The sequence below is a fragment of the Nonomuraea sp. NEAU-A123 genome (assembly GCF_018603905.1).
GTDB lineage: Bacteria > Actinomycetota > Actinomycetes > Streptosporangiales > Streptosporangiaceae > Nonomuraea.
On the sequence record NZ_JAHFZZ010000001.1, the window covers coordinates 90355 to 115901 of the forward strand.

At 70.4% G+C, this 25547-nt stretch carries 26 protein-coding genes; 14 read left to right on the top strand and 12 right to left on the bottom strand.

Going from position 1 to position 25547, the window contains the following annotated elements:
• Positions 1 to 12 precede the first annotated feature (12 nt).
• Positions 13 to 807: a hypothetical protein gene (locus KLK06_RS00515; RefSeq protein ID WP_214633249.1), complete on the top strand. Its 795-nt coding sequence runs from the start codon at positions 13 to 15 to the stop codon at positions 805 to 807.
• Between the two features lie 80 nt (positions 808 to 887).
• On the opposite strand, the gene KLK06_RS00520 is transcribed toward KLK06_RS00515, so the two are convergent.
• Positions 888 to 1943 carry a LacI family DNA-binding transcriptional regulator gene (locus tag KLK06_RS00520; RefSeq protein WP_214633250.1) on the bottom strand — a complete coding sequence of 352 codons (1056 nt, stop codon included), beginning with the start codon at positions 1941 to 1943 and terminating at the stop codon, positions 888 to 890.
• 50 nt (positions 1944 to 1993) lie between these two features.
• On the opposite strand from KLK06_RS00520, the gene KLK06_RS00525 reads away from it, so the two are divergent.
• The 5 genes from KLK06_RS00525 to KLK06_RS00545 all read left to right on the top strand — a co-directional run bounded on the left by KLK06_RS00525 (position 1994) and on the right by KLK06_RS00545 (position 5610).
• Positions 1994 to 3367, top strand: coding sequence for an MFS transporter (locus KLK06_RS00525; protein WP_250904713.1), 1374 nt, complete (start codon positions 1994 to 1996; stop codon positions 3365 to 3367).
• Between the two features lie 53 nt (positions 3368 to 3420).
• Positions 3421 to 4047: a TetR/AcrR family transcriptional regulator gene (locus tag KLK06_RS00530; RefSeq protein WP_214633251.1), complete on the top strand. Its 627-nt coding sequence runs from the start codon at positions 3421 to 3423 to the stop codon at positions 4045 to 4047.
• 3 nt (positions 4048 to 4050) lie between these two features.
• Positions 4051 to 4494 (top strand): thioesterase family protein, encoded by a 444-nt coding sequence (locus tag KLK06_RS00535; RefSeq protein WP_250904714.1) that lies wholly within the window; start codon positions 4051 to 4053, stop codon positions 4492 to 4494.
• The gene (locus tag KLK06_RS00540; RefSeq protein WP_214633252.1) at positions 4491 to 4868 is read left to right on the top strand and encodes a hypothetical protein; all 378 of its coding nucleotides are present in this window, start codon (positions 4491 to 4493) and stop codon (positions 4866 to 4868) included. The genes KLK06_RS00535 and KLK06_RS00540 overlap by 4 nt, the downstream gene beginning before the upstream one ends.
• A gap of 61 nt (positions 4869 to 4929) precedes the next feature.
• Positions 4930 to 5610 (top strand): SDR family oxidoreductase, encoded by a 681-nt coding sequence (locus KLK06_RS00545; RefSeq protein ID WP_214633253.1) that lies wholly within the window; start codon positions 4930 to 4932, stop codon positions 5608 to 5610.
• Positions 5611 to 5620: 10 nt separating this feature from the next.
• Here the strand turns inward: KLK06_RS00545 and KLK06_RS00550 are convergent, their stop codons facing one another.
• Positions 5621 to 6355, bottom strand: coding sequence for a TetR/AcrR family transcriptional regulator (locus KLK06_RS00550; protein WP_214633254.1), 735 nt, complete (start codon positions 6353 to 6355; stop codon positions 5621 to 5623).
• A gap of 102 nt (positions 6356 to 6457) precedes the next feature.
• On the opposite strand from KLK06_RS00550, the gene KLK06_RS00555 reads away from it, so the two are divergent.
• Positions 6458 to 6883, top strand: a complete 426-nt coding sequence (locus tag KLK06_RS00555; protein WP_214633255.1) for a nuclear transport factor 2 family protein — start codon at positions 6458 to 6460, stop codon at positions 6881 to 6883.
• Here the strand turns inward: KLK06_RS00555 and KLK06_RS00560 are convergent.
• Positions 6880 to 7449: a dihydrofolate reductase family protein gene (locus KLK06_RS00560; RefSeq protein ID WP_214633890.1), complete on the bottom strand. Its 570-nt coding sequence runs from the start codon at positions 7447 to 7449 to the stop codon at positions 6880 to 6882. The two genes, KLK06_RS00555 and KLK06_RS00560, sit on opposite strands and share 4 nt — an antisense overlap.
• A gap of 87 nt (positions 7450 to 7536) precedes the next feature.
• Between KLK06_RS00560 and KLK06_RS00565 the strand changes: the two genes are divergently transcribed.
• Positions 7537 to 7971, top strand: a complete 435-nt coding sequence (locus tag KLK06_RS00565; RefSeq protein WP_214633256.1) for an N-acetyltransferase — start codon at positions 7537 to 7539, stop codon at positions 7969 to 7971.
• 7 nt (positions 7972 to 7978) lie between these two features.
• On the opposite strand, the gene KLK06_RS00570 is transcribed toward KLK06_RS00565, so the two are convergent.
• The 4 genes from KLK06_RS00570 to KLK06_RS00585 are packed head-to-tail and all read right to left on the bottom strand — an operon-like array spanning position 7979 to position 11786.
• A complete protein-coding gene (locus KLK06_RS00570; RefSeq protein WP_214633257.1) occupies positions 7979 to 8803 on the bottom strand; it encodes a class II fructose-bisphosphate aldolase in 825 nt (274 codons plus the stop codon).
• A gap of 33 nt (positions 8804 to 8836) precedes the next feature.
• The gene (locus KLK06_RS00575; protein WP_214633258.1) at positions 8837 to 9784 is read right to left on the bottom strand and encodes a 1-phosphofructokinase family hexose kinase; all 948 of its coding nucleotides are present in this window, start codon (positions 9782 to 9784) and stop codon (positions 8837 to 8839) included.
• Positions 9784 to 10917, bottom strand: coding sequence for an N-acetylglucosamine-6-phosphate deacetylase (nagA, locus tag KLK06_RS00580; RefSeq protein WP_214633259.1), 1134 nt, complete (start codon positions 10915 to 10917; stop codon positions 9784 to 9786). The genes KLK06_RS00575 and nagA overlap by 1 nt, the downstream gene beginning before the upstream one ends.
• Positions 10914 to 11786: an SIS domain-containing protein gene (locus KLK06_RS00585; RefSeq protein WP_214633260.1), complete on the bottom strand. Its 873-nt coding sequence runs from the start codon at positions 11784 to 11786 to the stop codon at positions 10914 to 10916. The genes nagA and KLK06_RS00585 overlap by 4 nt, the downstream gene beginning before the upstream one ends.
• 129 nt (positions 11787 to 11915) lie before the next feature.
• On the opposite strand from KLK06_RS00585, the gene KLK06_RS00590 reads away from it, so the two are divergent.
• On the top strand, positions 11916 to 12686 hold the full coding sequence (locus KLK06_RS00590) for a DeoR/GlpR family DNA-binding transcription regulator (RefSeq protein WP_214633261.1): 771 nt from the start codon (positions 11916 to 11918) through the stop codon (positions 12684 to 12686).
• 122 nt (positions 12687 to 12808) lie between these two features.
• Positions 12809 to 14539, top strand: a complete 1731-nt coding sequence (locus KLK06_RS00595; protein WP_214633262.1) for a glycerol-3-phosphate dehydrogenase/oxidase — start codon at positions 12809 to 12811, stop codon at positions 14537 to 14539.
• A 61-nt stretch (positions 14540 to 14600) separates the two neighbouring features.
• Here the strand turns inward: KLK06_RS00595 and KLK06_RS00600 are convergent, their stop codons facing one another.
• Complete coding sequence (locus KLK06_RS00600) at positions 14601 to 16565, bottom strand: beta-propeller domain-containing protein (RefSeq protein ID WP_214633263.1); 1965 nt, start codon at positions 16563 to 16565, stop codon at positions 14601 to 14603.
• Positions 16566 to 16603: 38 nt separating this feature from the next.
• Entirely contained in the window at positions 16604 to 18826 is a 2223-nt protein-coding gene (locus KLK06_RS00605; protein ID WP_214633264.1) for a protein kinase, read from the bottom strand.
• A gap of 74 nt (positions 18827 to 18900) precedes the next feature.
• Here KLK06_RS00605 and KLK06_RS00610 point away from each other — a divergent pair, with 74 nt between their 5' ends.
• The 3 genes from KLK06_RS00610 to KLK06_RS00620 are packed head-to-tail and all read left to right on the top strand — an operon-like array spanning position 18901 to position 21799.
• Positions 18901 to 20406: a succinic semialdehyde dehydrogenase gene (locus KLK06_RS00610; RefSeq protein ID WP_214633265.1), complete on the top strand. Its 1506-nt coding sequence runs from the start codon at positions 18901 to 18903 to the stop codon at positions 20404 to 20406.
• Between the two features lie 15 nt (positions 20407 to 20421).
• Positions 20422 to 21003 (top strand): TetR/AcrR family transcriptional regulator, encoded by a 582-nt coding sequence (locus tag KLK06_RS62150; protein WP_214633266.1) that lies wholly within the window; start codon positions 20422 to 20424, stop codon positions 21001 to 21003.
• A gap of 37 nt (positions 21004 to 21040) precedes the next feature.
• Complete coding sequence (locus tag KLK06_RS00620) at positions 21041 to 21799, top strand: MBL fold metallo-hydrolase (RefSeq protein ID WP_214633267.1); 759 nt, start codon at positions 21041 to 21043, stop codon at positions 21797 to 21799.
• Between the two features lie 35 nt (positions 21800 to 21834).
• Here KLK06_RS00620 and KLK06_RS00625 read toward each other — a convergent pair whose 3' ends face one another.
• Genes KLK06_RS00625 through KLK06_RS00635 form a run of 3 tightly spaced genes read right to left on the bottom strand, consistent with a single transcriptional unit; the run spans position 21835 to position 24477 of the window.
• Entirely contained in the window at positions 21835 to 22578 is a 744-nt protein-coding gene (locus KLK06_RS00625) for an N-acetyltransferase (RefSeq protein WP_214633268.1), read from the bottom strand.
• A gap of 36 nt (positions 22579 to 22614) precedes the next feature.
• Positions 22615 to 23088 (bottom strand): Lrp/AsnC family transcriptional regulator, encoded by a 474-nt coding sequence (locus KLK06_RS00630; RefSeq protein WP_308168045.1) that lies wholly within the window; start codon positions 23086 to 23088, stop codon positions 22615 to 22617.
• Positions 23089 to 23148: 60 nt separating this feature from the next.
• Positions 23149 to 24477, bottom strand: coding sequence for a helix-turn-helix transcriptional regulator (locus KLK06_RS00635; RefSeq protein WP_214633269.1), 1329 nt, complete (start codon positions 24475 to 24477; stop codon positions 23149 to 23151).
• A 176-nt stretch (positions 24478 to 24653) separates the two neighbouring features.
• Here KLK06_RS00635 and KLK06_RS00640 point away from each other — a divergent pair, with 176 nt between their 5' ends.
• The gene (locus tag KLK06_RS00640) at positions 24654 to 25529 is read left to right on the top strand and encodes an alpha/beta hydrolase (protein ID WP_214633270.1); all 876 of its coding nucleotides are present in this window, start codon (positions 24654 to 24656) and stop codon (positions 25527 to 25529) included.
• The last annotated feature ends 18 nt before the right edge of the window (positions 25530 to 25547 follow it).

Consider the following 25547-nt stretch of genomic DNA (forward strand, 5'->3'; position numbering starts at 1 on the left):
GAGGAGCCGTTCATGAACGAGAAAGAACTCCGCGCCCTGCTCGTCAAAGCCACCGAGGATCGGCCCGCGGGCATCGACCTCATGCCGACGTTGCCGAAGCGCAGGCCGGCTCGGGTTCTGGTCCCGATTGCCACGCTGGCCGCCGCGGCCTTGCTGGGGATGTTCGTGCTGGTACTGCCGCCAAGCCAGTCTTCGGCGCAGGCCCAGGTGGCCGCCGCCGTCGAGAACACCGGCCAGGAGAGCTACCGTCTGCACTGCGTCAGCGGCGCCAAGACCTTCGACGGCGCCTTCGACCCCGTTCAGCGGGTGGGCGTCATCACGAGGCTCGGGGACGGGGCCGAGACCCGGTTCGTCGGCGACCTGATGTACAACCGGGAGCCGGGCGAGGCGAAGTGGATGGTCTCGCCGCGCGTCGACGAGGAGTTGAAGAGCGCGCCGGCGGTCGTGGGCCTGGTCAAGCTCGCTCCGCTGGATCCTCAGGCGGCTCTGCAGCGGCTCCGTTCGGCCACTGACATCAGTGAGAGCGGCTCCGCCTCCGGCCAGGGCTGGACGGGCCGGCGGTTCACGTTCTCGCTGGGGGACCCGGGCCGCGCCACCAAGGACCTCACCGGGTCAGTGGACGTGGACGAGCAGGGACGGGTCCGGCGTCTGGAGTTCGTCTTCGGCGACACCGGTCACCGCAACGTCATGGACTTCATCGACTTCGGTACCCCGGTGAAGGTCACGGCCCCGCCCGCCGACCAAGTGGAGCCGCTGCCGACCGACCAGCAGATCGACAAGTCGAAGCCGACCGTCGAGCACTCCTGACCAACCATCCAGCACCCTCAACCGTGTGCCTGGGCCGGAGCGAATGTGGCTCCAGCCCAGGCACACGGCGTCCATGGCGATCAGAGCGATGTGGAGTCGCGCAGGACCAGCTGCCACTCGGTGGGCCTGGTCTCATCGTCCGTTCCTTCGCCGAGGACCAGCTGTGCGCAGCGGGCTCCCTGGGCGCGCAGGTCTTGGGCGATGGTCGTCAGTCCGGCGGCGGCGGCCGCGTCGGTGTCGTCCCAACCGGTGACGGCAAGATCGCCGGGGACGGTCAGACCGGCACGGGCAGCCGCTCGCATCAGACCCAGGGCGAGTTCGTCGCTCATGGCCACGACCGCGTCCGGGGCGTCCGGGCCGGAAAGGAACGTGGTGGCCAAGGACTCGGCCTCACGTGCGCTGTTGCGTGCGCACACCGCTACGCGCACGTGCGACCATCGGCCACCGGCCGCCTCCCAGGCGTCACGGAATCCGCGCAGGCGCTGCCGGGTCACCGGGAAGGTGGCCTTGGCCGGATCCAGCTCGTTCCGGATCCCGGGCGTCCGGGCACGATCGAGCGGGAAGCTGAGCACCATCGGCCGCCGGGCGTGGGCGAAGGCCGCCGCGGCGACAGCGCGGGCCGCGGCCCGGTCGTCGATGGCCACGAAGGGCATGTCCTGCTGGCGTGGTCCGCCGTGGACGACGGCGGGAAGGCCGCTGGCAGCCACCGCGGGCAGCACGGGATCGTCATCACTGGTCGTCCAGACGACGAAACCGTCCACCGCGGCTTCGGCGACCCGGTCGGCGTCGGAGGGGGATCCGGTGATGGGCACGATCGTGAGCCCCAGGCCGTGACGGGCGCAGACCTCGGCGACGCCGGCCAGGAAACGGGTGGCCTGGGGATCCTCGAAGGCGTAGGTCAGGGGCTCACCGAGAACCACCCCCAGGCTGCCGGTCCGTCCCCGGCGCAGTGAGCGGGCGCCTGGGTGAGGGCCGGGGTATCCCAGCCGCGTGGCGGCCTGGCGGACTTTGGCCCGGGTCTGTTCGGAAACGCGATCGGGCTGGGCGTAGGTGTAGGAGACGGTCATCACGGAGACCTTCGCCGCGCGGGCCACCTCCGCCATGGTCGGCCGGGGCCGGGATGGATCTTTGGCCATGCTCCACCTTATCTTGTGTATCGTTACACAGTCTGTGTATCGTTACACAAATGGGCGTTGATCATGGCGGTAAGCGGGCGTGGGTGCCATACGCGGGATTCACGGTCTTCGGCCTCTTCTGGGGTGTGTGGGGAGCGTCCGTTCCCGCGATTCGCCACCAAGCCGGACTCACCGCTGGACAGTTGGGAACGGCGCTGCTGTTCATCGCCGCCGGGGCTCTGCCCGCGATGCTGGTCGCCGGTCGAGCCGTGGACCGGTGGGGACAGCGCGTCATGACGATCACCCTCGTGTTGCTCGGCATCGCCGGCGTTGCCGTCGCCATCACCGCCCGTGACCTGCCGACCTTGTCCGTGGGATTGACGGTGCTCGGCGCGTCGTCAGGCGCCGCGGATGTGGCGATCAACGCGGCGGCGGGCGCCGCGGAACGGGCCACCGGCCGTCCGGTCATCATCCGGGCACACGGCTTCTTCTCCCTCGCGGTGGTCGTGGCCAGCCTCGCCACCGGATTGCTGAACGCCGGCGGCATCCCCGCGGTCGTGCCGTTCGTGCTGGTCGCGCTCGCCGCCGCAGTGAGCGCCGCCATCGCCACCGGCGATCAGGTGGGGCCCGATTCCCGCCGCAGTGTTCAGGTGGGGCCCGATTCCCGCCGCAGTGTTCAGGTGGGGCCCGATTCCCGCCGCAGTGTTCAGGTGGGGCCCGATTCCCGCCGCAGCGATCGGGCGGGGCCCGATTCCCGCCGCCGTGATCACGCCGGGGCCCCCGAGGCGCGCAGCGGATCGGCGCTACGTGCCCATCTCTCGCTTCTGATTGTCGCGGGAGGGCTGGGCGCGCTTGCCTTCGCCGTGGAGAACGCCCACCAGAGCTGGAGCGCCGTCTACCTCGCCGATGCGTTGCATGCCGAAGGCGCGGTGGTCGGCGCCGGGCCTGCGGTCTTCGCCGGTTTCGTGGCACTCACCCGCTTCGCGATCGGCACGCGGAACACCCATCGTGCCTGGATCGTCCTCGCGGCCGGCGCGATGATCGCCGCGGCGGGGACCCTCCTGCTCGCCCTTGCCGCGTCTGTCGCCCTGGCGCTGCTCGGGCTCGCCCTGGCCGCCGCCGGCACCGCCGTGCTCTTCCCCACTGTGCTCGGCCTGGCCACCGCCGGCGTCACCGCCGCCGCTCGTGGTACCGCCACATCGGTTGTGTCCACGGTGGCCTACCTCGGCTATCTCGCTGGGCCGGTCTACGTCGGATATTGGGCGCAGAAAGCCGGACTGCCGGGCGCCATGATGGCCGTGGCCGCACTCGCCGCGGGTCTGGCTCTGCTGGCATGGCCTGCTCTTAGAGCCGTCGCCCCCTCTCCCGAGCGGCTCAGTACTGCCGAAGTCGCCTACAGGGGCACGGTAAGCAGCGAGGGCGGTGGTGGGCAGGGCGTGGGCTGAGCGCCGCATCACATTAACGACCGGTCGGTCTTATTTCTGCTAGGGTCATGTCCATGGAAGACGGAAGGAAGGTCCGCGGGCAGCGCAGCCGGGAGGCGATCCTGACGCACGCCGTGTCCCTGGCCTCGGTTGACGGGCTCGGCGGGCTGAGCCTCGGGCGGCTGGCCGAGGCGGCGGGCGTCAGTAAGTCAGGATTCTTCGCTCACTGGCGTGACAAGGAGCAACTCCAGCTCGACACCATCGACTGGGCCCGCCGCCAGTGGGTCGAACACGTGGTCACCCCCGCCTTTCAGTACCCTGCGGGCCTGCGACGGCTGTACGCCCTGCACCAGAGCCGTCTGCGGTTCTACGCCGACGGGGTGCTGCCCGGTGGGTGCTTCTTCTTCGTCGCCCAGGTCGAGTTCGACGACCGGCCGGGGCCCGTCCAGGCCCAGGTGGCCAAGGCCATGGCCGACTGGCTCGCCGTGCTCCGTACACAGGCTGAAAAGGCGATCGAGCTGGGCGAGCTGACCGGTGTCGACCCCGCGCAGCTCGCGTACGAGATCGAGGCGCTCGGTGAGGCGACCGTCACCCATGCCCGGCTGCTGGACCGCGACACCGCTTTCACCTACGCCCGCCGCGCGGTTCTGCAACGGCTGCGCGCGCACGCCACCGACCCCTCGCTGCTTCCGGAGGACTGACTGTTGACCATCCCGCAAGGCGGCTGCCACCTGCCCGTCCAGGTGCACTTCGACGACCTCGACGCCATGGGCCTGCTGCACAACTCCCGCTACGCCCTGCTGGTCGAACGCGCCATCTCCGTCTACTGGGCCGAGCTGGGCTGGAACTTCGACCCGGCGGTGTCGGCGTTCCAGGACGTGTTCATGGCCGTACGGGAATTCAAGATCACTTATCACGCGCCGATCGCGGGCGCGTGCGAGCCTGTCGTGCACTTCTGGATGGAGCGGCTGGGCCGTACGAGCGGTGTGTACGGCTTCCGCGTGCTGTCGCCCGACGGGTCCGTGGTACACGCCGAGGGGCATCGCGTGAACGTCAACCTCGATCCGGCGACCTTCCGCCCGACCCCGTTCAGCCCCGAGACCCGCCAGGCGGCGGAGCTCCTGCTCAGAGAGGCGGTGGCCAGTTGAGGTCCCGTTGGATCGCCGGTCCGGAGCCGCGTGGCGATGATCCGGTGCTGGTCAGCCGTACCGACTTCCGGGTGAACCACCGGATCGACCTGCCGCGCGCGGCCTTCGCCGGATGGCGGCTGGCCCGGCTGTGGCCGGAGTTGGACGGGGCGATCGGGCTGTGGCTGTGGACCGACGCGCGGGACCGCCGATGCGGGTCGGTGTCGGTCTGGCGTGATGAGGCGTCCTTGCGGGGGTTCGTACGGCTGGCCGAACACGTGCGCATCATGCGCGCCTACCGAGGTCGCGGCGTACTGACCTCGACCTCGATCCGCACCTCCGCCCAAGACCTGTGGACGGCGAGCTTCTCCCCGGCTGGGACCCCGGATTCCTGACTCGGTCACCGACTTCTGCACCCGCACACGGTGATCACTGGGCGTGGATAGGCTCCGTGGAATGGATCGAGTCTGCCTGGTCACCGGGGCAAATCGGGGCATTGGGCTGGAGGTCGCCCGCCGGCTCGCGCGGGCGGGCGACACCGTCGTCCTGACCGCCAGGGATCTGGCGAAGGCGGAGAAGGCGGCCCGCGGGCTGCGGGGGACCGTGGTGCCGCGGCAACTGGATGTCGGTGATCCGGAGTCGGTGCGCCGGTTGGTCGAGGGGCTGGCGTACGACAGGCTGGATGTGCTGGTCAACAATGCCGCCATCCACTACGACACCTGGCAGCGGGCCGAGAACGCCGATCTCGACGTCGTGCGGGAGGCGCTGGAAGTGAACCTGCTGGGGGCTTGGCGGGTGACGTTGGCATCACTGCCGTTGTTGCGGGCCGGTGGCCATGGCCGGGTGGTGAACGTCTCCAGCGAGGCCGGGTCGCTGGCCGTCATGGGCGGCGGCACTCCGGCGTACACCGTGTCGAAGACCGCGCTCAACGCGCTGACCAAGATGCTGGCCGCGGAGCTGCGCGCTGATCGGATCCTGGTGAACGCCGTCTGCCCCGGGTGGGTGGCCACCGACATGGGCGGCCCCGGCGGGCGGCCGGTCGGCGAGGGGGCGCGCAGCGTGCTGTGGGCGGTGGATCTGCCGGATGGCGGGCCGACCGGCGGGTTCTTCCGCGACGGCAAGCCTCTGGCCTGGTGATCCGCCGGGGTCAGCCGGTGGCTCGGCGGCGGTGGGCCTTCTGCCTGCAGGCGCCGCCGCAGAAGCGGGGTGGGCGGCCGGTGCGGGAGGTGGGGATGGCGGTGCCGCACTCCTCGCAGCGAGCTGCGGGATCCTCGCGGGTTTCGTTACGGTAGCCGGGTTTCGTGACATGTTTCGTTACGGTAGGCAGCGGTGAATGTCCGGTGCGGAGGCCGTCCAGGACGAGGGTAGTGGCCCTGCCGGGGGTAGCGCTGTGGGCCTCCATCGCGACGCATCCCGCCATGAGCGCCATGACATCTGATATCTGGGCATCCGGTCGTACGGCTCCCGCTTGGTGGGCCCGGTCGAGCAGGGCGGCGAGGGCGATGCCGTAGCGTCGCCGTGCCTCCGGCGCCACCTCGGCCTTGGGGGTGGAGACGAAGGACTCGCAGAGCGCCTTGTTGAATCCGGCCTGCTCGACGGTCGAGGAGAAGGCGGTGAAGAACGCCTCTCCGGTCGCCGCTTCGGGTGTGGCCAGCAGAGCGGTGAGCTCGTCGGCCAGGCGTTCGATCCGGTCGTGGACCACCGCCTCGAACAGGGCCTCCTTGCTGGGGAAATGCCGGTAGACGGTGCCCGCGCCGACGCCCGCGCGCCTGGCGATCACGTCGAGCGGCACGGACAGGCCCTCCGCCGCGAACGCTTCCTGGGCGGCTTCCAGCACGCGGGCGCGGTTGTGCCGGGCGTCCGCGCGTGCGGCGATCGTCATGCGGCCTCCCCATGTGCCTGGTCCGAATTGACAAGCGGAACGCTCGTTCCGTAGCGTCTAAGCGGGTTGAGCGTTCCGATTCTAGCAAACTTGGGAGTTCGCATGACCGTACCCACACACCCGGCCGCTCGCGAGGTCGTCGAGCAGTTCCTGCGGGCCTCCGTGGAGGGCGGGCTGGCCGACCTGTACGCCCCCGACGTCGTGATCGAGATACCGTTCGCCCCGGCCGGGATCCCGCGGCGCTCGCAGGGGCGGGAGGAGCTGCGGGCCAGGTTCGAGGCCGCCGCCGGGGTGCTGCGCTGGGAGCGCACGGACAACGCGCTGATCCACGAGACCGCTGACCCCGAGGTGGTCATCGTGGAGTTCGACCTCCACGGCTCGCTCGTCGCCTCGGGGCGGCCCATCGTCCAGTCCTACATCATGGTCGTCCGGGTGCGGGACGGCTTGATCGTCCACTCCCGGGACTACGGGAACCCCCTGAGCTCGGAGGACTACCGCGAGGAGTTGCTGGGCGCGATCAACTCCTAGCGCGCGTACGTCATGAGGACCGTGCCGTTGCCGAACGTGCGCGTCGCGGTCAGGTTGAAGAGGGTCGGGCGGAACGCGCCGTCGAAGACGGCGATGCCCGACCCCGCCACCACCGGATAGATCTTGATGATCAGCTCGTCGATCTCCGGCAGCAGCGTGCCCGCCAGCTTGCCGCCGCCGCACAGCCAGACGCCGAGGCCACCCTCCTCTTCCTTCAGGCGGCGGACCAGCGCGAGGGGGTCACTGGAGACGAGCTCCACCGCCGGGTCGGCGATCTCCGGGATCGTGGTGGAGATGACGTACTGCCGCAGGTGCGCATAGGGGCTGGTCATGCCGACGTCGAGGCCCGGCTGGTAGGTGCCCCGGCCCATGAGCACGGTGTCGAAGCGCTTGTTGGGGGCGTCGAGGCCGGTCTGCTTCCGGATGTGGGTGGGGACGGTTTCGGGGACCTCCTCGTTCCAGTACGCGGCCAGGTCGTCGGACAGGGGATAGAAGTCGAACTCGCCCTTCGGGCCGGCGATGTAGCCGTCGATGGAGATCGCCACGTAGTAGGTGAGCTTTCGCAAATCCACTCCAGTTGTAGTACTTAGCTCGAAGTGATGTCACCATAGTACTATGCCTAGAGTGGTGTCAAGGCTGCGATTATCAGACGCATGAGGCTCGCGAAAGAGACGGACAGGGGCGCGGTCGAGGAGCTCGTACAGGCGGCTTACGAGCCGTGGGTGGCCGTCATCGGCGCGCGGCCCCGCCCCATGGAGGCCGACTACGCCGCGCTCATCGCCGAGGGCCGGGTGCACGTGACGGGCGACGACCTCGACGGGCTCATCGTGCTGATCCCCGAGGAGGGGGTGCTCTACATCGACAACGTCGCGGTACGCCCCGGCCTGCACGGCAAGGGCATCGGCCGGAGCCTGCTGGCCTTCGCCGAGCAGGAGGCGCGGCGGCTCGGCCTGCCCGCCGTGCGCCTCTACACCAACGTCAAAATGGCCAGCAACATCGCCTTGTACGAGTCGCTCGGCTACGTCGTGACCGGCCGCAAGGAGCGCGACGGCCGGTCGGTCGTGGCCATGCGCAAACAGCTCCCTTGACGGCGGCTCAGCCCGTGAGGACGCCCAGCAGGTGGGTCACCTCGCGGGCCACCGCGTCGCGGCCCGCCCGCAGGTACTTGCGTGAGTCGACCACCTTCGCGTCCCCGGCCAGGTAGTCGCGTACCGCGCCGGTGAAGGCCTTGTTCAGGTGCGTCGCGATGTTGATCTTCTTCATGCCGTGCCGTACGGCCTCGCGAAGGATGTCGTCGGGCACCCCCGACGAGCCGTGCAGCACCAGCGGGACCGGTACGGCGGCGCGTAGCTCGGCGATGAGCGCCAGGTCGAGCACGGCGTCCTTGGTGGTCATCGCGTGCGAGGTGCCCACGGCGACGGCCAGCGCGTCGACGCCGGTGCGCGCCACGTACTCCACCGCCTCGTGCGGCTTGGTCCGCGCGCCGGGCGCGTGCACGCCGTCCTTGCCGCCCACCTCGCCCAGTTCGGCCTCCACCCACACGCCGCGCTCGTGGCACCAGGCGGCCACGTCGGCGGTGGCGGCCACGTTCTCCTCGTCGGGCAGCGCCGACGCGTCGAACATCACCGAGCCGACCCCCAGCTCCACCGCCTCCTCGACCAGCGCGCGGCCGGTGGCGTGGTCGAGATGCACCGCCACCGGCACCGCGGCGCCCCTGGCGACCGCCAGGCAGGCGAGCGCGATGGGTTCCAGAGCGCCGTGGTAGCGGACGCAGTTCTCGCTGATCTGCAGGACGACCGGCAGGCCCAGGGCCTCGGCGCCCGCGACGATGGCGGTGGCGTGCTCCAACTGGATCACGTTGAACGCGCCCACCCCCGCGGGTGATTCGCGGATGATGTCGCCGACTCGGGCGAGGGGCATGACGACTCCTTGGACGATTCCTGGAACGATTCCTCAGACGATGACGATGCGTGGATGGATGTCGGCGTAGACGTCGCGGTCGAAGTCGCCCGCCACGGGCGCCGCGACCGCCGCGGCGCCCAGCGCCGCCGCCCTGCTGAGCCGCTCGGGCCACGGGGACCGCTCCACGAGCCCCAGCGCCAGCCCCGCGACCAGCGAGTCACCGGCGCCGGTCGGGTTGCCTTCCACCTTGTACGGCATGCGCGCCCGGAAGATCCCCTCGGGCGTGACGGCCAGCAGCCCTTCGGCGCCCATCGACACGACCACCGACTCGGCCCCGCGACCGCGCAACGCCTGCGCGCCCTCCTCGGGACCGCCTTCCGGCACGGCCCGCGCGAGCTCCTCGGCGTTCGGCTTGACGATCGAGGGGCGGCCGCCGGGCGCGTGCCGCAGGGGTTCGCCGTCGGCGTCCACGATGGCGGGCACGCCGTGCTCGGCGGCGATGGCGGCCAGCGTCGCGTACGCGTCGAGCGGCACGCCTCTGGGCAGGCTGCCGGAGATGACGACCGCCTCAGCCGTGGTCATCAGGTCGGTGAAACGGCCGATCATGCGCCCGAACTCGGCCTCCGTGACCTCGGGCCCCGGCTCGTTGAACAGCGCCGTTCGCGGGGACGCTGTTCGCGGGGAATCCGCGACGACCGGCTCGGTCCGGCCAGAGTCCGCGACGACCAGCGTGGTGCGCGAGTCGGCCGCGATCCCCACGAAGGCGTGCGGCAGTCCGGCCTTCTGGAGGTCGGCCTCGATGGCCTGGCCGGTCGGGCCGCCCGCGAGGCCGGTGACCAGCACGTCCTGGCCGAGCGCGGCCAGGACGCGGGCCACGTTGACGCCCTTGCCGCCGGCCCGCCGGTGTACGGCGGCGACCCGGTTGACCCCGTCCCAGTCGACGCCGGGCACCTGGTAGGTGACGTCGAGGGCGGCGTTGAGCGTCACGGTGAGGATCATCAGGGCTCCACGATCCAGGCCCCGCGCTTCATCACGCCCACGACCTCCAACTCGTCGGACAGGACCACCAGATCGGCCGCCTTGCCCACGGCGATCGAGCCGGTGGTGTCGGCGACGCCCAGCACGCGGGCGGGCGTCAGGGAGGTGAGCTGGACCGCCTCGGGCAGCGTCAGGCCCACCTCCTGGACGGTGCGGCGGAAGGCCACGTCCATGGTGAGCGTGCTGCCCGCGATCGAGCCGCCCTCGGCCAACCGGGCGACCCCGTCGGTGACGATCACGTCCATGGAGCCCAGCACGTACGTACCGTCGCCCATGCCGGCGGCGGACATCGCGTCCGTGATCAGCGCGGTCCTCGCGGGCCCGGCCACCTCGTAGGCCAGCCGCAGCATGGCCGGGTGCACGTGCACGCCGTCGTTGATGAGCTCGATCGTGATCCGCTCGTCCTCCAGCAGCGCGGCGACGGGGCCCGGGGTGCGGTGGCCGAGCGGCGGCAGCGCGTTGTAGAGATGGGTGGCCACGGTCGCGCCGGCCTCGATGCCCGCCAGCGTCTGCTCATAGGTGGCATCGCTGTGGCCGAGCGCGGCGATCACGCCCTCGGCGGCGGCCGCGCGGATCGTGTCGAGGGCGCCGGGCAGCTCCGGGGCGATGGTCAGCATCCGTACGTGCCCGCGTCCGGCGGCGAGCAGCCCGGCGAACTCCTGCGGCGACGGCTCGCGCAGCAGCCCCGGATCATGGGCGCCACAGCGGGCCCGGGAGATGTACGGGCCTTCGAAGTGGATGCCGGCCAGCAGGCCGTCGTCGCAGAGCTCGGCCAGCGACGACGTGGCGCGGGCCAGGTCGTCCAGCGCGCCGGTCACCAGGCTGGCCACCATCGTCGTGGTGCCGTGGCGCTCGTGCAGCGCCACCGCCTCACGCGCGCCGTCATGTTCGCCGGTCGGGAACGAGCCGCCCGCTCCGCCATGGTTGTGCAGGTCGACGAAGCCGGGCACCACGTGCCGCCCGCCCAGGCCGTGGCCCGCGCGGGGCGCGGCTCCGTGCCCGACGTGCGTGATGCGGCCGTCTTCGATGGTCAACCACCCGTCGTGAACTCCCTCGGGAGTCACGATGCGGGCATCGGCAAGAGTAAGGCTCATGAAGAAAGGATCACAGATCGGGTGAGGTGCAAGGGCTCATCCGGGTCGAGGCCCCTGGCGAACGCCCTGGCGACCGCGACCCGCTGCGCCCTGATCAGCTCGGCCATCGGGTCGAGACCGGTCTCGAAGAACGTGCCGCCGGTGGCCACGACCTGCTCGCGCAGGCCCTCGGGGGCGGTGCCGAGCATCCAGGTGACGCGGCAGGGGCCGGCGATGCTGATCGGGCCGTGCCGGTATTCCATCGCCGGGTACGCCTCGGTCCACGACCGTGACGCCTCGCGCATCTTCAGCGCGGCCTCCTGGGCCAGGCCCACCGACCAGCCGGTGCCGAGGAAGCTGAACTGCTCGGCGCCGATGAGCTCGTCGGGGAGCGAGGCCGACACGGCCTGCTCGGCGTCGTCGATCGCCTGGGTGAGGTCCTCGCCGAGGCTGGCGCGGAGCATGGCGAGCTGGGTGGTGGCGAACCGGGTCTGCACGACCGACTGCTCGTCCGCGTAGTCGAGCACGATGACGTCGTCGGCGGCCGTCATGACCGGCGTGTTGGGGTCGGCGGTGATGGCCGTGGTCCTGGCGCCGGTCCTGCGCAGGAGCTCGAGCACCTCCGTCGTGGTGCCGGAGCGCGTCAGGGCCAGCACGCGGTCGTAGGTGCGGCCGGTCGGGGCCTCGGAGGCGGCGAACGCGTCGGTCTCGCCCTGTCCCGCCTGCTCCCGCAGCGTGGCGTAGGCCATGGCGATGAACCACGACGTCCCGCAGCCGACCACGGCGACCCGCTCTCCGGGGCGGGGCAGCGCGTCGGCGGGCACGTTGTCGACGGCGCGGCGCCAGCACTCGGGCTGGGAGCCGATCTCGGCCTCGGTGTGGGTGGTCACCACTTGCCTCCCCAGGATTGATTGTTTCTGCTTTTTTTATATCAGAACAGAGCATAAATGTGCACTGGTAGCCTGACCTGCCAGGTTGTGCCACGCTTGCTCCCGACGGATCTCAAAGGGGAGGCCTTCGTGTCCCGCTACGATCGTTGGAACGCGATTCTCGAGCTGCTCGCGCAGGAAGGACGGCTCTCTGTCGAGGAGGCCGCCCAGTCGCTCGACGTCTCCACCGCTACGATCCGCCGTGATTTCGACCAGCTCGCCCAGCAGCAGATGCTCATGCGCACGCGGGGCGGCGCGGTCGCCCAGAGCGTCAGCTACGACCTCCCGCTGCGCTACAAGACGGCGCGGCACGCCGACGAGAAGCACCGCATCGCCTCCGCCGCGGCCGGGCTGGTCTCGCCGGGCGCCGTGATCGGGCTCAACGGCGGCACCACGACCTCCGAGCTGGCCCGCACACTGGCGACCAGCCCGGCGCTGGAGTCGGGCTTCACCATCGTCACGAACGCCCTGAACATCGCCTCCGAGCTCACCGTCCGGCAGCACGTCAAGATCGTGGTCACGGGCGGGGTGGCCCGGCCGCAGTCCTATGAGCTCATCGGCCCGCTGGCCTCGGGCGTGCTCGAGCAGGTGACACTGGACGTGGCCTTCCTCGGCGTGGACGCGCTCGACGTGGAGCTGGGCGCCTCGGCCCACCACGAGGGGGAGGCGAGCGTCAACTACCTGCTCATCAGCCGCGCCTCGCAGGTCGTGGTGGTGGCGGACTCCTCGAAGGTCGGCAAGCGGGCGTTCTCCCGCATCTGTCCCACCAACCAGATCGACACGCTCGTCACCGACGCCCAGCTCTCCGACAGCCTCGCCAACCAGTTGACGGACGCGGGCGTGAAGGTCATCCGCGCCTGATCGGGTACCGCCTCGGTCTAAGCCCTCGCCGTGGTCGGCGGGTGGCGGGTAACCCATGCGTGCCGTACAAGAAGAGAGAGCGGTTTGTCGCACGACGGGCTGCGGCGGGTAAGAGGAGGGTCATGGCGGGAAGGGGAATCGCCCGGCTTGGGCCTGGAGAGCGGACCGCGGCGCTGGACCGGATGGCGGAGCGGGAGCTCGACGTGGTCGTGGTCGGCGGCGGGGTGGTCGGCGCGGGGGTCGCGCTCGACGCCGTCACCCGAGGGCTCGACGTGGGCCTGGTGGAGGCGCGCGACTTCGCCTCCGGTACGTCGTCGCGATCCTCCAAGCTGATCCACGGCGGCCTGCGGTACCTGGAGCAGCTCAACTTCGAGCTGGTCAGAGAGGCGCTCCAGGAGCGGGCGCTGCTGTTGCAGCGGCTCGCGCCGCATCTGGTGCGGCCCGTGCCGTTCCTGTTTCCGATGACCCACTTCGGGTGGGAGCGGCCGTATGTGGGGGCGGGGGTGGCCCTGTACGACGCGCTGGGGTTCGTCTCGGGGCTGGCGCGCGGGGTGCCGGGGCATCGGCACCTGTCCAGGAGCCGGGCGCTGCGGCTGGCGCCGGCGTTGAAGCGGGCCGCGTTCACCGGCGCGGTGCAGTACTGGGACGCGCAGGTCGATGACGCGCGCTACGTGATGACGATGCTGCGGACGGCCGCCACCTACGGCGCGCATGTGGCGCCGCGGGCGCAGGTCGTGGGGTTCCTGCGTGAGGGGGAACGGGTCACCGGGGTACGGGTGCGCGACCTGGAGACCGGCACCGAGCTGGAGGTACGCGCCCGGCAGGTGGTCAACGCGACCGGAGTGTGGACCGACGACATCCAGGAGCTGGTCGGCGGCCGGGGCCAGATCCATGTACGGGCGTCGAAGGGGATCCACCTGCTGGTGCCGCGCGACCGCATCCACTCGCTCACCGGGATCATCCTTCGCACCGAAAAATCAGTACTTTTCGTGATTCCGTGGGGGCGGCACTGGATCATCGGCACCACCGACACCGAGTGGAGGCTGGACAAGGCGCATCCCGTGGCGTCGAGGGTCGACATCGACTACGTGCTCGACCACGTGAACGCCGTGCTGTCCGTGCCGCTGACGCGTGACGACGTCGAGGGGGTCTACGCGGGGCTGCGGCCGCTGCTGTCGGGGGAGTCGGAGGAGACGTCGAAGCTGTCGCGCGAGCACGTGGTGGCGCATCCGGTCCCCGGCCTGGTGATGATCGCCGGCGGGAAATATACGACTTATCGGGTTATGGCGAAGGATGCCGTCGATGCCGTCGCCCACGGGCTCGACCAGCGCGTGCCGAAGTCGTGCACGGACCGCATCCCGCTCGTGGGCGCCGAGGGCTACCAGGCCCGCTGGAACGCCCGGCACCGGCTCGCGGACACCTCGGGCCTGCACGTGGCCCGCATCGAGCACCTGCTCCAGCGGTACGGCTCGCTCGTCGACGAGGTCCTGGAGCTGATCGACGGCGACAGGTCGCTGGCCCGGCCGCTCGGCGGGGCCGACGACTACCTGCGCGCGGAGATCGTCTACGCGGCCACCCATGAGGGCGCCCGGCATCTCAACGACGTGCTGAGCAGGCGTACGCACATCTCGATCGAGACCTTCCACCGCGGCCTGGGCAGCGCCCGCGAGGCCGCCGAACTGCTCGCCGAGCCACTCGGCTGGGACGGCGAGCAGGTCAAGCGCGAGGTCGAGTACTTCACCAAGCGGGTCGAGGCCGAACGCCTGTCCCAGGAACAGGACACCGACCAGGAGGCCGACGCGATCCGGCTCGGCGCCCCCGAGATCGTGCCGGTCGCGACGCCTGAGCAGTGAGGCGGGAGATTTACGGGGCGCCGGCTTGTGCGGCCGGCGCCCCTTCCGCGGGAGGACTGGCTCAGTGGAGCGGGATGTAGGCCTGCTCGGCCAGCGTGGTCGTGTCGTTGACCTGGACGCCGTCCGTGGAGACGGTCCAGATCGAGTCGCCGATCACCATCGCGCGCTGGATGCTCGGCTGGTACGTGGCGTCCTTCTGCCGCTGGACCGGATGCTTGATCATGCCGAGCTTCGTCACCGCGGTGTCGTCGATCTTCAGGACCACGGCGCCGATCTCCTCGTGCTTCTCCGAGTAGGTGTTCAGCGGGATCACCGACAGGCCGGTCTTGGGCCAGTACAGGAACGCGTGCGGGTCCCACTCGGCCTCGGAGCCCGAGTCTTTCTGGAACAGCTGCGACAGCCGCCGCGGGTTCGCCGGGTCGCTGACGTCGAAGAGTGAGATCTGCGTGCCGAGCGTCCGGCCCTTGTCACTCGCCTCCTGCCCGATGCCGATCAGCCGGCCGTCGTTGCCGGGGTGCAGGTACGCGGAGTAGCCGGTGATCTTCAGCTCGCCGGTCACCTTGGGAGCGGCCGGGTCGCGCAGGTCAAGCGTGTAGAGCGGGTCCACCTGCTTGAACGTGACGCAGTAGCCGACCGGGCCGATGAACCTGACCGAGTAGATGCGCTCGCCCTCGCCCAGGCCGCCTACTTCGCCCACCTTGTCCAGGGTGTCGGCCTTGAGCACGTAGACGCTGCTGGCGCTGGTCTTCTGGTCCTCGGAGCTGAGCGTGGTGGCGACGCGCAGGTTGCCGTCGTACTCCGACAGCGAGTACTGGTTCAGCAGCCGTCCCGGCACCTTGCCGGAGGCGATGTAGGAGGGCGGGCCCGGCTTGCCGATGTCGAACCGGTGTACCTCGGTCTGCTCGGGCGGGGCGGTCGGGGTGGGCTCAGGGCTCTCGGGGCTGAGCGTGACCTTGGCCGAGGGGCTGGGCTCGGCCGGGTCGGGCTCGGTGGCGGGGGCCTGGGGCGTGTCCTCCACGGCGGCCATCGGGCCCGGCCACCACCAGCGCGGGTTGCTGGTCACGTAGAGGCTCTGGCCGGTGCCGTAGACCGTGTCGCCGTCGGCCGCGAGGCTGATCGGGTCGGTGCCCGCTTCCGTGAGCCCCTGGGCCAGGTCGATGGTGTGCACGGTCAGCAGCGAGGTGCCGGTGTAGTCGGCCGGATGGCTGACGCGCGCGCAGTCGACCGCCTTCTTGGTGACGGTCCCGGCCGCGTCGGTGATCTCGATCTTGGGCAGCCAGGTGTCGAGCGGCGCCTTGCGGACCGTCGCCTCGTTCGCCTGCTTCATCTCGGCCTCGGAGGCGTTCTCCTTCGGCTGCGGGAACATGATGTCGGGCTGGCTGCGGGTGACGAGCCTGACGGTCGAGCCGACCATCCTGGCGTCCACGTACGTGCCCTGCGGCTTGATCGTGCCGAGCAGCTTGGGCTTGTCACCGGCCAGGTCCACGAGCAGGTATCTGGTCTGGCCGACGGGCGCGAACGTCTTGTACATGATGTCGCCCCCTCTGTAGAGCACCAGCGCGCGGTCGCCCGAGACGAGCAGGTCGGCGGGGGCGTAGGCGGGCTCGTCGGCCTTGGTGAGCTTGAGTGACCCGGTGACCTTCCTGGTGGCCGTGTCGATGATCCGCAGCGTGCCGCCCGCGACCGTGATGATCCGGTTGCCGTCGGTCTTGACCAGGTCGGGCTCGTCCACTCCCGCCTCGTGGGTGTTGGTCGTGGAGTGCTCCGGGGCGGTGTCGGCGGTCGTCGCCGACTTCTCGCGGGTCATGTACATGGGCATCGCCCCGCCGAAGCCCCACTGGCTGACGTTGCCCGCCGCGTGCTCACGGAGTCCGGCGAGCATGTCGTCGCAACCGTTGTAGGAGACCAGGCGCACGGCCGGCAGGCGCTGCTTCGTGGGCGCCGTGCCCCCCGGAGCAGAGGTGCAGGCGGAGATGGCCGTAGCGAGGGCCGCGCCGGCCACGACGGTACGGATCAGCGTCTTCATGACCTCATTGACGGATCTCCGGGCCGGGTGGTTCAGGATCATCCACCGGGATTGACCGTGAAGACAGGACTGAAGTCAAGGTTCTCGGGGATGTCGAGCAACTTGCGCACCAGTTTGCCCTTGAAGTCCGCCACCTGGATCTCGTCCCTGGTGGCGTTGTCCTGTTCCCAGCAGTAGACGTGGGTCTCGTCGTACCAGCCGAGGACCTTGTCGCAGTCGGAGGTGAACCGGCGGATCCGATCGCCGCTCCGCGCGTCCCAGACGCAGTGGTCGCCGTCGCCGCCCTTCGGGCAGTTCGTGACGAAGACTTTGCCGGAGGGGGAGAAGATGTCCTGCGTGCCCGAGGCCAGCGTGCCGATGTTCGCCAGGGTACGGGTGGCCTTGCCCGTGGTGTCGAAGAAGCGCAGCCCCTGCCCGACGGACATGTTGACCACGCCCTCCTCGTCGCCGTCCCAGCCGTAGGCGGTCTTACGGACCGAGGTGTCGGCCACGGTGACCACCTTGGCGTCCTCCGCGGCCACGTCCACGATGACGAAGCCGAGGTAGAGCCAGTCCTTGCCGGTCTCCTTCTCGATGTTGAGCAGGATCTTCGAGCCGTCTTTCGACCAGGCGCGGATGCTGCTGATCAGCGGCTTGCGCACGGTCTTGATCGAGGTCTTGTGGCCCGACCGCCGGTCGCTGATGATCACTGAGTCGTAGTTGTCGGAGGTGTAGTTACGGCCGCGGCCGGCCAGGGAGAGGCCGTCGGGCGAGACCAGCGACTCCCAGTTGCGGGAGTACTTCGTGAACGTGCCGTGCAGGGAATTTCTGGCGTAGTCGATCCAGTCGTCGGCCTTCTTGTTGTAGATCTCGTACGAGGTCAGCGTGCTCGGGTCGGCCGAGTTCTCGTACACCGAGATGGTGCCGCCCGGCAACTGTCTCTTCGTGCCCGTCCGTGGCACGCCCGTCGGTGCGCTGCTGGGCCTCTTGGCGGATGCCGTGGCCGAGACGCGGTTGGCGCGCGAGGCGGAGGCCGGGGGCTTGGTCTGGCTGATGATCACGCCGACACCGGCGAGTACGAGCAGCGCGACGGTCACGGTCACGCCGATGACGATGGGGGCTCGGCTCTTCTTCGGGGGGTAGCGGGGGTCGTAGGAGTTCGGGGGCGTCGAGCGGTGGTCGGTCGTGGGCGGGTGTCCGCCCATGGAGGGTGGTCCGTGGTGACCAGCCATCGAGGGCGGCCCGCCGGGCATGGGCGGCTGGCCGTGGTGACCAGGCGCCGAAGGCGGTCCACCGGGGATCGAGGATGGTCCGCCGGGCATTGAGGGCTGGCTGTGATGGCCGCCCATGGAAGGTGGCCCCATGGTGGGCTGGCCCATTTGACCGGTCACGGGGGGCCGGCCGTGCTGCGGGCGCCAGGGCTCCGCCGGGGCGGCCGCCGCCGCGGCCTGGGCGAGCATGCCGGAGTTGGGCACGGGGTGCTGCAGCAGGCGCATGATCACCTGCTCGGCCGTCGGCCGCTGCGCCGGGTCCTTGGCCAGGCACGCGGCCACCACGTCGAGCAGCGGACCCTGCAGCACGCTCAGGTCCGGCTGGTGGTTCAGCACCCGGTTGATCACCGCGGGCATCGTGTCGCTGCCGAACGGCGACCGGCCCGAGGCGGCGAACACCATCGTGCTCCCCCACGAGAACAGGTCGGCGGCCGGCCCGACGGTGTGGCCCATCACCTGCTCGGGCGGCATGTACGAAGGCGTGCCCACCGGCATGCTGCTGATCGTCGAGGTGGCGTTGAGCGCCCTGGCGATGCCGAAGTCGATGACCCGTGCCCCGTCGGCCCCGATGATCACGTTGGCCGGTTTGAAGTCGCGGTGCACGATCCCGGCCTGGTGGATCGCGGCCAGCGCGGTCGCCGTGCCGATGGCCAGGCGATGCAGGGACGTGCCGGTGCGCGGGCCCTCCTCCTGGACGACCCGCTGGAGGGAGGGGCCCTCGATGAACTCGCTGACGATGTACGGGCGGTCGTGCTCGACGCCGGTGCCGAGCACCGCGGCGGTACAGAACGGCGCGACCTGCTGGGCGACCTGGACCTCGCGCAGGAACCGGCCCACGCTCACCTCGTCGCCGGACAGATCGGGGCGCAGCCACTTGACGGCCACGTGCGTGCCCGCTGGATCTCTGGCCAGGTAGACGACACCCTGGCCGCCTTCGCCCAGCCGGCCTAGGAGGGGCAGACCTCCCAGCCTCTCGGGGTCTCCCGGTCTGAGTGGCGCGAAGGTTGGCATGAAGGGATTCTGTCCCCATGCCACGGATTGGCAAAAACTACCCGCCAGTAGCGATCCGGAATACCCTGCTTCCTATGCACGTGACGTCCAGCGGCAAGACCACCGAGATCACCGCACCGTTCACCGGCGAACCACTCGCTCAGCTACCGGTTTCCGGGGCGGATGACGTACGTGCGGCATATGAGAAGGCCAGGTCGGCGCAGGCGGAGTGGGCCGCGCGGCCGATCGCGGAGCGGGCGCGGCCGTTCCTGCTCCTGCACGACGCGATCCTGGACCGCAGGGACGAGATCCTCGACATCGTCCAGAACGAGACCGGCAAGGCCCGCAAGCACGCCTTCGAGGAGGTGCTGGACGTGGCGGGCTGCAGCCTCTACTTCGCCCGGCGCGCTCCCCGCCTCCTGGCTCCGCGCCGGCGCGCGGGCATCTTCCCCGTGGCCACCCAGGTGACGGAGCTGCGCCAGCCCAAGGGCGTGGTCGCGCTGATCACGCCATGGAACTACCCGCTCTCCCTGGGCGTCACCGACGCCGTGCCCGCGCTGCTGGCGGGCAACGCCATCGTGCACAAGCCCGACACCCAGACCGCCCTGTCGACGCTGTGGACCATCGATCTGCTGGCCGAGCTGGGGCTGCCGCGCGAGGTCTGGCAGGTCGTGCTCGGCGAGCCCGCCGAGGTCGGCGACGCGCTGCTCGACGGCGCCGACTACGTGGCCTTCACCGGCTCGACCCGGGGCGGCAGGAAGATCGCCGAGGAGGCCGCCAAGCGGCTCATCGGCTGCTCGCTGGAGCTCGGCGGCAAGAACCCGATGATGGTGCTCGACGACGCCGACCTGGACCTCGCCGTCCAGGGCGCGATCCGCGCCTGCTTCACCAACGCGGGCCAGCTCTGCCTGTCGATCGAGCGCCTGTACGTGCACACCGCCGTGTTCGACGCCTTCGCGGCGCGCTTCGCCGAGCAGACGGCCGGACTGAAGCTGGGCACGGGCCACGACTGGTCGGTCCAGATGGGCTCGCTCACCTCACAGCGCCAACTGGACGCGGTCAGCGCGCACGTGGACGACGCCGTCGCCCACGGCGCCACCGTGCTGACCGGCGGCAAGGCCAGGCCGGACCTCGGCCCGCTGTTCTACGAGCCGACCGTGCTCACCGGGATCACCGAGGACATGCGGCTCTGCCGCAACGAGACGTTCGGGCCGGTGGTCGGCCTCTACCGGTTCTCCTCGGACGACGAGGCGGTCGCGCTGGCCAACGACACCATCTACGGGCTCAACGCCTCCGTCTGGACCTCCGACCTGGCGCGCGGCCGCGCGCTCGCCACAAGGATCAAGGCGGGCACGGTCAACATCAACGAGGGGTACGGCTCGGCGTACGCCTCCTATGACGCGCCCATGGGCGGCATGAAGGCGTCCGGGCTGGGCCGCAGGCACGGCGCCGAAGGCCTGCTCCGCTACACCGAGGCGCAGACCGTCGCCGCGCAGGCCACGTGGCTGGGCTTCGAGCCGCCCCTCGCGATGACGTACGACAAATGGGCGAATGTCCTGGTCACCACCCTCAAGACGATGAAGAGGCTCCGCCTGAAGTAGGTATACGCTGTATACGTGAAGGAACAGGGAACGGCCGCCCGCATCGCGGATGTCGCGCAGCGGATCCTCGTCGAGCAGGGCGCCGAGGCGGTGAGCATGCGCCGGGTCGGCGAGGCCGTCGGCGTCACCGCGATGGCCATCTACCGCCACTACCCGAACCGCGAGGCGCTGCTGCGGGCCGTCGCCACCACCAGCGGTCGCGAACTGGCCGCGGAATGGGCGCGACTCCCGCGCTCCGGCACGCTGGAGGAGCGGATCGACGTCCTGCTCGACGGCTTCCTCGACTTCGCGCTCGGCCGGCCGCACCTGTACACGTTCCTGATGTCGGACGCCTGGGCGCGGGCACGGCGTTTCCCCGAGGACTTCCGCGAAGGACAGGGGCCGCCGTTCACCGTGATCGTCGAGGTCGTCGAGGAGGGGATGCGCACGGGGCTGCTGCGCCGTGACGACCCGCTGGAGGTGGCGCTGACCGTCACGTCGAGCATGCAGGGGCTCATCCAGCAGTACCTGAGCGGGCGCGTCGCGATGGACGAGGCCGGGTTCCGCGCGCTCTGTCACCGGTGCATGCGGCGGATCATCGACGGCCTGCGCGTGTGAGCGGAATACCGCGTCCGGCGCGGGTGTCGTGATCTCCATGGAGATTCGTTACGTGGGCGGCCCGACCGCGGTTCTGGAGATCGGTGGGGTGCGGCTGCTGACCGACCCCACGTTCGACCCGCCGGGTGACTACCCGATCGGGAACCGGGCGCTGGTCAAGACGGCCGGACCGGCGTTCGGGCCCGGCGCCACCGGGACCGTGGACGCCGTGCTGCTCTCCCACGACCAGCATCCCGACAATCTCGACAAGGCCGGACGCGCCTTCCTGGCCTCGGCGCCGGTGGTGCTGTCGACGGGGTCGGCGGCCGAGCGGATCGGCGAGCCGGTCCGGGCGCTGCCGAACTGGACGCACACCGATCTCGTCCGGCCCGGCGGCGGTGCGCTGCGGGTGACCGGCGTGCCCGCGCAGCACGGGCCCGACGGGAGCGAGCACCTGGTGGGCGAGGTGACCGGGTTCGTACTGAGCGGCGAGGGGCTGCCGACCGTGTACGTGAGCGGGGACAACGCCTCGCTGGACGTGGTCAGGGACATCGCGGGGCGCGTCGGGGCGGTGGACGTGGCGGTGCTGTTCGCCGGAGGGGCGCGGACGCCGCTGGTGGGTGACGCGTATCTGACGCTGACCAGCGACGACGTGGCAGAGGCGGCCGAGATCCTGGGCGCCCGTCACGTGGTGCCGCTGCACTTCGAGCACTGGGGGCACTTCACGCAGGGCCGGGACACGCTGGTCAAGGCCCTCGCCGGGCTCGGCGAGCGCGTGCACCTGCTGGAGCCGGGTGAAGGGGTGACGCTCTCTTAGGGGGCGCTGGCTCTTGGGCGTTTTGGGCGCTCGGGTCAGCTGAGTGGGTGGCTGACCCAGACGTTCGGCTCGACGTAGACGGCGTGGTCGTGGGCCACGTCGCAGTGCACGGGGTTGAGCGCGCCGGGGACCTCGACGGGACCGGGCCGGTCGAACGGCAGGCCGGTCCACTCGCGCCACTCGGCGAGCGTGCCCGGGATCACCATCGAGCGCGGCGCGACCTTGACGATCTTCGCGCCCGCCCGCACGTGCACGCGCAGCCAGGCGTCGTGCGGCAGGCCGTCGTCCCGGGACCTGAAGGCGTACTCCGTCATAGGCGTGTGCGGTTCGAGGTGCTTCTGGTTCGGCCGGACCGGCGCCACCAGCTCGCGGAACCCCAGCCGCGCGGCTTGATCCCGCATCGCGGCCAGCATCAGCGGTGACAGCCCCGAGCCCAGCAGGTCGCTCCTGACGGTGATCTCCAGCGCGGAGACGGCGTCCAGGGGGCGGTCCCGCTTGACGGCCAGCCATCCCTGGCGGATCACCCCGTCCCAGCCGTCGTCGGGCAGCTCGGCGCCCCTGGTCGCGAAGGGGATCATGCAGGCTCTGGCCACCATCCGGCCGGGCTCGGCGTCGTCATCGGCCACCAGCACGTATTCGGCGTAGTCCGTCGCGGCGACCGGGTAGAACAGGTCGGCGATCGGGTCGTTGAGCATGAAGACGCGCCACGAGTTGTCCATCTCCCATAACGCGGGCGCGAACTCGGGACGCTCGGCGAGCGTGGTGATCCGGAGTGACATGCGGGTTATTGTCACATTTCCCGCGATCAGCTCTCATCACATTTCCGACGGTCGCTGGATGGGCTGGTGCTCGGTCTTGAAGATCAAGGTCGTGTGCAGGTGCACGATCTCCGTACGGATCAGGAACTTCTCCAGCGCCAGCCGGTGCAGGTGGTCGGCGTCGGCCACGGCCACGTGCACCAGGAAGTCCTCGGTGCCCGCGACGTGGAACAGCGTGATCGTCTCCGGCAGCCCCAGCACGAACGTGCGCAACGGGTCCACGATCCGGCTGGTGTGCGGCCGTACGCGCAGGGCGAGCAGCGCCTGGAGCGGGCGGCCGAGCCGGGCCGTGTCCACCGAGGCACGGAACCCGGTGATCACCCCGCGACGGCGCAGCGACCGCACACGTTCCAGCGCCGTGGAGGGCGCGACGCCGAGCCGCTCGGCCAGGTCCTTGTTCGGCAGCCGGGCGTCCTTCTGCAACTCGGCCAGGATCGCCAGGTCGATCGAATCCAGTTCGGCGTTATGCACTATGACCGGCCTCCCATTCGGCAAAGCTAGTGGAACGCCGTCAGCGCGTCGACGGGGTCGCTACTTCGGCGGAAAGAGGCCGGCTGTGGTCCGTTCGGTTGCGGGCAGGCGGTAGCCGGCCGCCTTCATGGCCTGCCGGTAGGCGCGCAGGGCCGCCGCGGCGTCGCCGCGTTGTTCGTAGTGGACGGCCAATCGGTTCCACAGGTCCACCGCGGCGCGACCGGGGGTCGCCTGTTCCAGCGCGTGTTCGCCCTGGGCCAGGGTGGCGATCCCGTCGTCCCGGTGGTCCGCGGTGATCTGGGCTAGCCCCAGCGTGATCAATGCCTGGGCCTCGCCCGCGCGTGAGGTGCCGGAGGCGATGCGCGAGCGGGCGGCCTGTGCCCATCGCAGGGCCTCCTCGGGTTCGCCGAGTTGGGTGGCCGCGCGTGACAGGCTCACCTCGCACTCGCGGAGTTCGACGGGGCCGCCGACCGAGGTGAGCCGGTCGTGCGCGTCGAGCAGGATCTCGCGGGCCTTGACAGGCTCGGCGTCCTTGGTCTCCAGCAGCAGTGATCCGTAGGTGTGCCGCAGGACGGCGAGGTTGCGGTGGTGGTCGGTCTCGCCGAACAGGGCCAGGGCGCGGTCGGCCAGCGCCTTGGCGTCGGCGTCGCGTGCCCGGTGGTGCGCGACGATCGCGGCGTTCCAGTATGCCGAGCCCCTGGCCAAGGGACTGCCCATGTCGTCGGAGACCTCGATCAGACGCTGGAGCAGACGGGAGGCCCGGGTCAGATCGTCTCGGACGATGTAGACGCCCGCGAGCGACACCCCGAGTCGTACGACCTCGTCGCTCCAGGGCAGGCCCAGCTCCTCGAACGCGGCCATCGCGCGTTCGCCGAGGTCGCAGGCGTAGCTGAAGTCGCCGGCGTCTCGGCTGCAGCGCAGCACGTCGGTGGCCCGTTCGGCCCACTCACCGGTGCCGGATTCGGCGGCCTTCCACAGCGCCTCATAGGCGTTCAGCGCCTCCTCGGTACGGCCGAGCAGCTCCAGGGCTCGGGCCCGGCCGAGCCTGGCACGCGGGTGCAGCGGTGGAGGTCCCTCGTCGAGGACGGCTTCGAACTCGCTCAGCGCGTCCTGGGGCGAGGAGTTGTGCAGGGCGAGCTCGGCGAAGGCCAGGCGCCGTTCGGTTTCCTGCCATGACGCCGGATGCCGGCCGGTGAGCAGGTGCTCGGGTGTGGTGTCGAGCAGCTCGGCCAGATGGCGCAGCACCTCTGAGGAGGGGCGACGCTGCCCGGACTCGATCAGCGACAGGTAGCTGGCCGACAGCAGGCCGGGCTTGACCAGGTCCGCCTGGGAGAGCCGCCGCTTGCGGCGCAGCTCACGGATGCGGTTGCCGATGTCCCCGTCTGCCATGAGCCCATCCTAGCGGTGTGAAGGGACATATTTACAAAATTCACAACCTTCATTACTGTCGCCTTCACCTTCACCGCGAGGTTCCCGGCCCTGGCTGGCGGGCCGCGCCTGCCATCCGGTGACCATCCACTGTGCGACTTCCATGGAGCGACGCAATGACTGTCCGTACTGAATCAGTGACTTTCACGAGCGAGGGAGAGACGCTGCGAGGCGAGGTTCACCTGCCGTCCAGCGCACCCGAGGGAACCCGGCTGCCGGCCGTCGTGGTGACGGGGTCCTGGACCACCGTCCGCCAGCAGATGCCCGCCCTGTACGCCCGCCGCCTGGCCGAACGCGGCTACCTGGCGCTGGCCTTCGACTTCCGAGGCTACGGCGACAGCACGGGTTCGCCTCGCGACCTCGAATCCCCCGTCCAGAAGGCGGCCGACATCCACCAGGCGGTCACCTTCCTGACCGGGCACCCCCAGGCCGACCCCGACCGGATCGGCGCCCTGGCCCTGTGCGCCGGCGCCGGCTACGCCGCGGTCAACGCCGCCGGCGACGATCGCGTCCGCTCTCTGGCGCTGGTCGCCCCCTGGTTGCACGACGCCACCCTCGTCGAGGCGCTCTACGGCGGGCCCGAGGGCGTGGCCCAGCTGATGAAGACCGGGCAGGATGCCGAGCGGCACTGGCGCCAGACCGGCGAGGTGACCTACGTACCCGCCGTCAGCGCCACCGACCCCGACGCCGCCATGTACGGCCCGTTCGACTACTACCTCAACCCGGAGCGGGGCGCGATCCCGCAGTGGGGCAACCGGTTCGCCGTCATGGCCTGGCCCGGCTGGCTCACCTTCGACCCCATCGCCGTCGCCCCCAAGATCCACACCCCGACGCTGCTCGTCCACAGCGAGGAGGCGGCCATCCCTGACGGCGCCCGCCGTTTCCACGACGCTCTGGCGGGCCCCAAGGCGTTGGTGTGGACCTCCGGCACCCAGCTCGACTTCTACGACCAGGAACCCCACGTCACCACCGCTGTCGACGCCGCAGTAGACCATTTCACCGCGACCCTCTAGAAGCCTCTAGAAGACGCG

What these genes read in the sequence shown, in the direction of transcription:
- KLK06_RS00515 (WP_214633249.1), top strand. Translation starts at nt 13, where the DNA reads ATGAACGAGAAAGAACTCCGCGCCCTGCTCGTCAAAGCCACCGAGGAT.
- KLK06_RS00520 (WP_214633250.1), bottom strand. Translation starts at nt 1,943, where the DNA reads ATGGCCAAAGATCCATCCCGGCCCCGGCCGACCATGGCGGAGGTGGCC.
- KLK06_RS00525 (WP_250904713.1), top strand. Translation starts at nt 1,994, where the DNA reads ATGGGCGTTGATCATGGCGGTAAGCGGGCGTGGGTGCCATACGCGGGA.
- KLK06_RS00530 (WP_214633251.1), top strand. Translation starts at nt 3,421, where the DNA reads ATGGAAGACGGAAGGAAGGTCCGCGGGCAGCGCAGCCGGGAGGCGATC.
- KLK06_RS00545 (WP_214633253.1), top strand. Translation starts at nt 4,930, where the DNA reads ATGGATCGAGTCTGCCTGGTCACCGGGGCAAATCGGGGCATTGGGCTG.
- KLK06_RS00550 (WP_214633254.1), bottom strand. Translation starts at nt 6,355, where the DNA reads ATGACGATCGCCGCACGCGCGGACGCCCGGCACAACCGCGCCCGCGTG.
- KLK06_RS00555 (WP_214633255.1), top strand. Translation starts at nt 6,458, where the DNA reads ATGACCGTACCCACACACCCGGCCGCTCGCGAGGTCGTCGAGCAGTTC.
- KLK06_RS00565 (WP_214633256.1), top strand. Translation starts at nt 7,537, where the DNA reads ATGAGGCTCGCGAAAGAGACGGACAGGGGCGCGGTCGAGGAGCTCGTA.
- KLK06_RS00570 (WP_214633257.1), bottom strand. Translation starts at nt 8,803, where the DNA reads ATGCCCCTCGCCCGAGTCGGCGACATCATCCGCGAATCACCCGCGGGG.
- KLK06_RS00575 (WP_214633258.1), bottom strand. Translation starts at nt 9,784, where the DNA reads ATGATCCTCACCGTGACGCTCAACGCCGCCCTCGACGTCACCTACCAG.
- nagA (WP_214633259.1), bottom strand. Translation starts at nt 10,917, where the DNA reads ATGAGCCTTACTCTTGCCGATGCCCGCATCGTGACTCCCGAGGGAGTT.
- KLK06_RS00595 (WP_214633262.1), top strand. Translation starts at nt 12,809, where the DNA reads ATGGCGGGAAGGGGAATCGCCCGGCTTGGGCCTGGAGAGCGGACCGCG.
- KLK06_RS00600 (WP_214633263.1), bottom strand. Translation starts at nt 16,565, where the DNA reads ATGAAGACGCTGATCCGTACCGTCGTGGCCGGCGCGGCCCTCGCTACG.
- KLK06_RS00605 (WP_214633264.1), bottom strand. Translation starts at nt 18,826, where the DNA reads ATGCCAACCTTCGCGCCACTCAGACCGGGAGACCCCGAGAGGCTGGGA.
- KLK06_RS00610 (WP_214633265.1), top strand. Translation starts at nt 18,901, where the DNA reads ATGCACGTGACGTCCAGCGGCAAGACCACCGAGATCACCGCACCGTTC.
- KLK06_RS00620 (WP_214633267.1), top strand. Translation starts at nt 21,041, where the DNA reads ATGGAGATTCGTTACGTGGGCGGCCCGACCGCGGTTCTGGAGATCGGT.
- KLK06_RS00625 (WP_214633268.1), bottom strand. Translation starts at nt 22,578, where the DNA reads ATGTCACTCCGGATCACCACGCTCGCCGAGCGTCCCGAGTTCGCGCCC.
- KLK06_RS00635 (WP_214633269.1), bottom strand. Translation starts at nt 24,477, where the DNA reads ATGGCAGACGGGGACATCGGCAACCGCATCCGTGAGCTGCGCCGCAAG.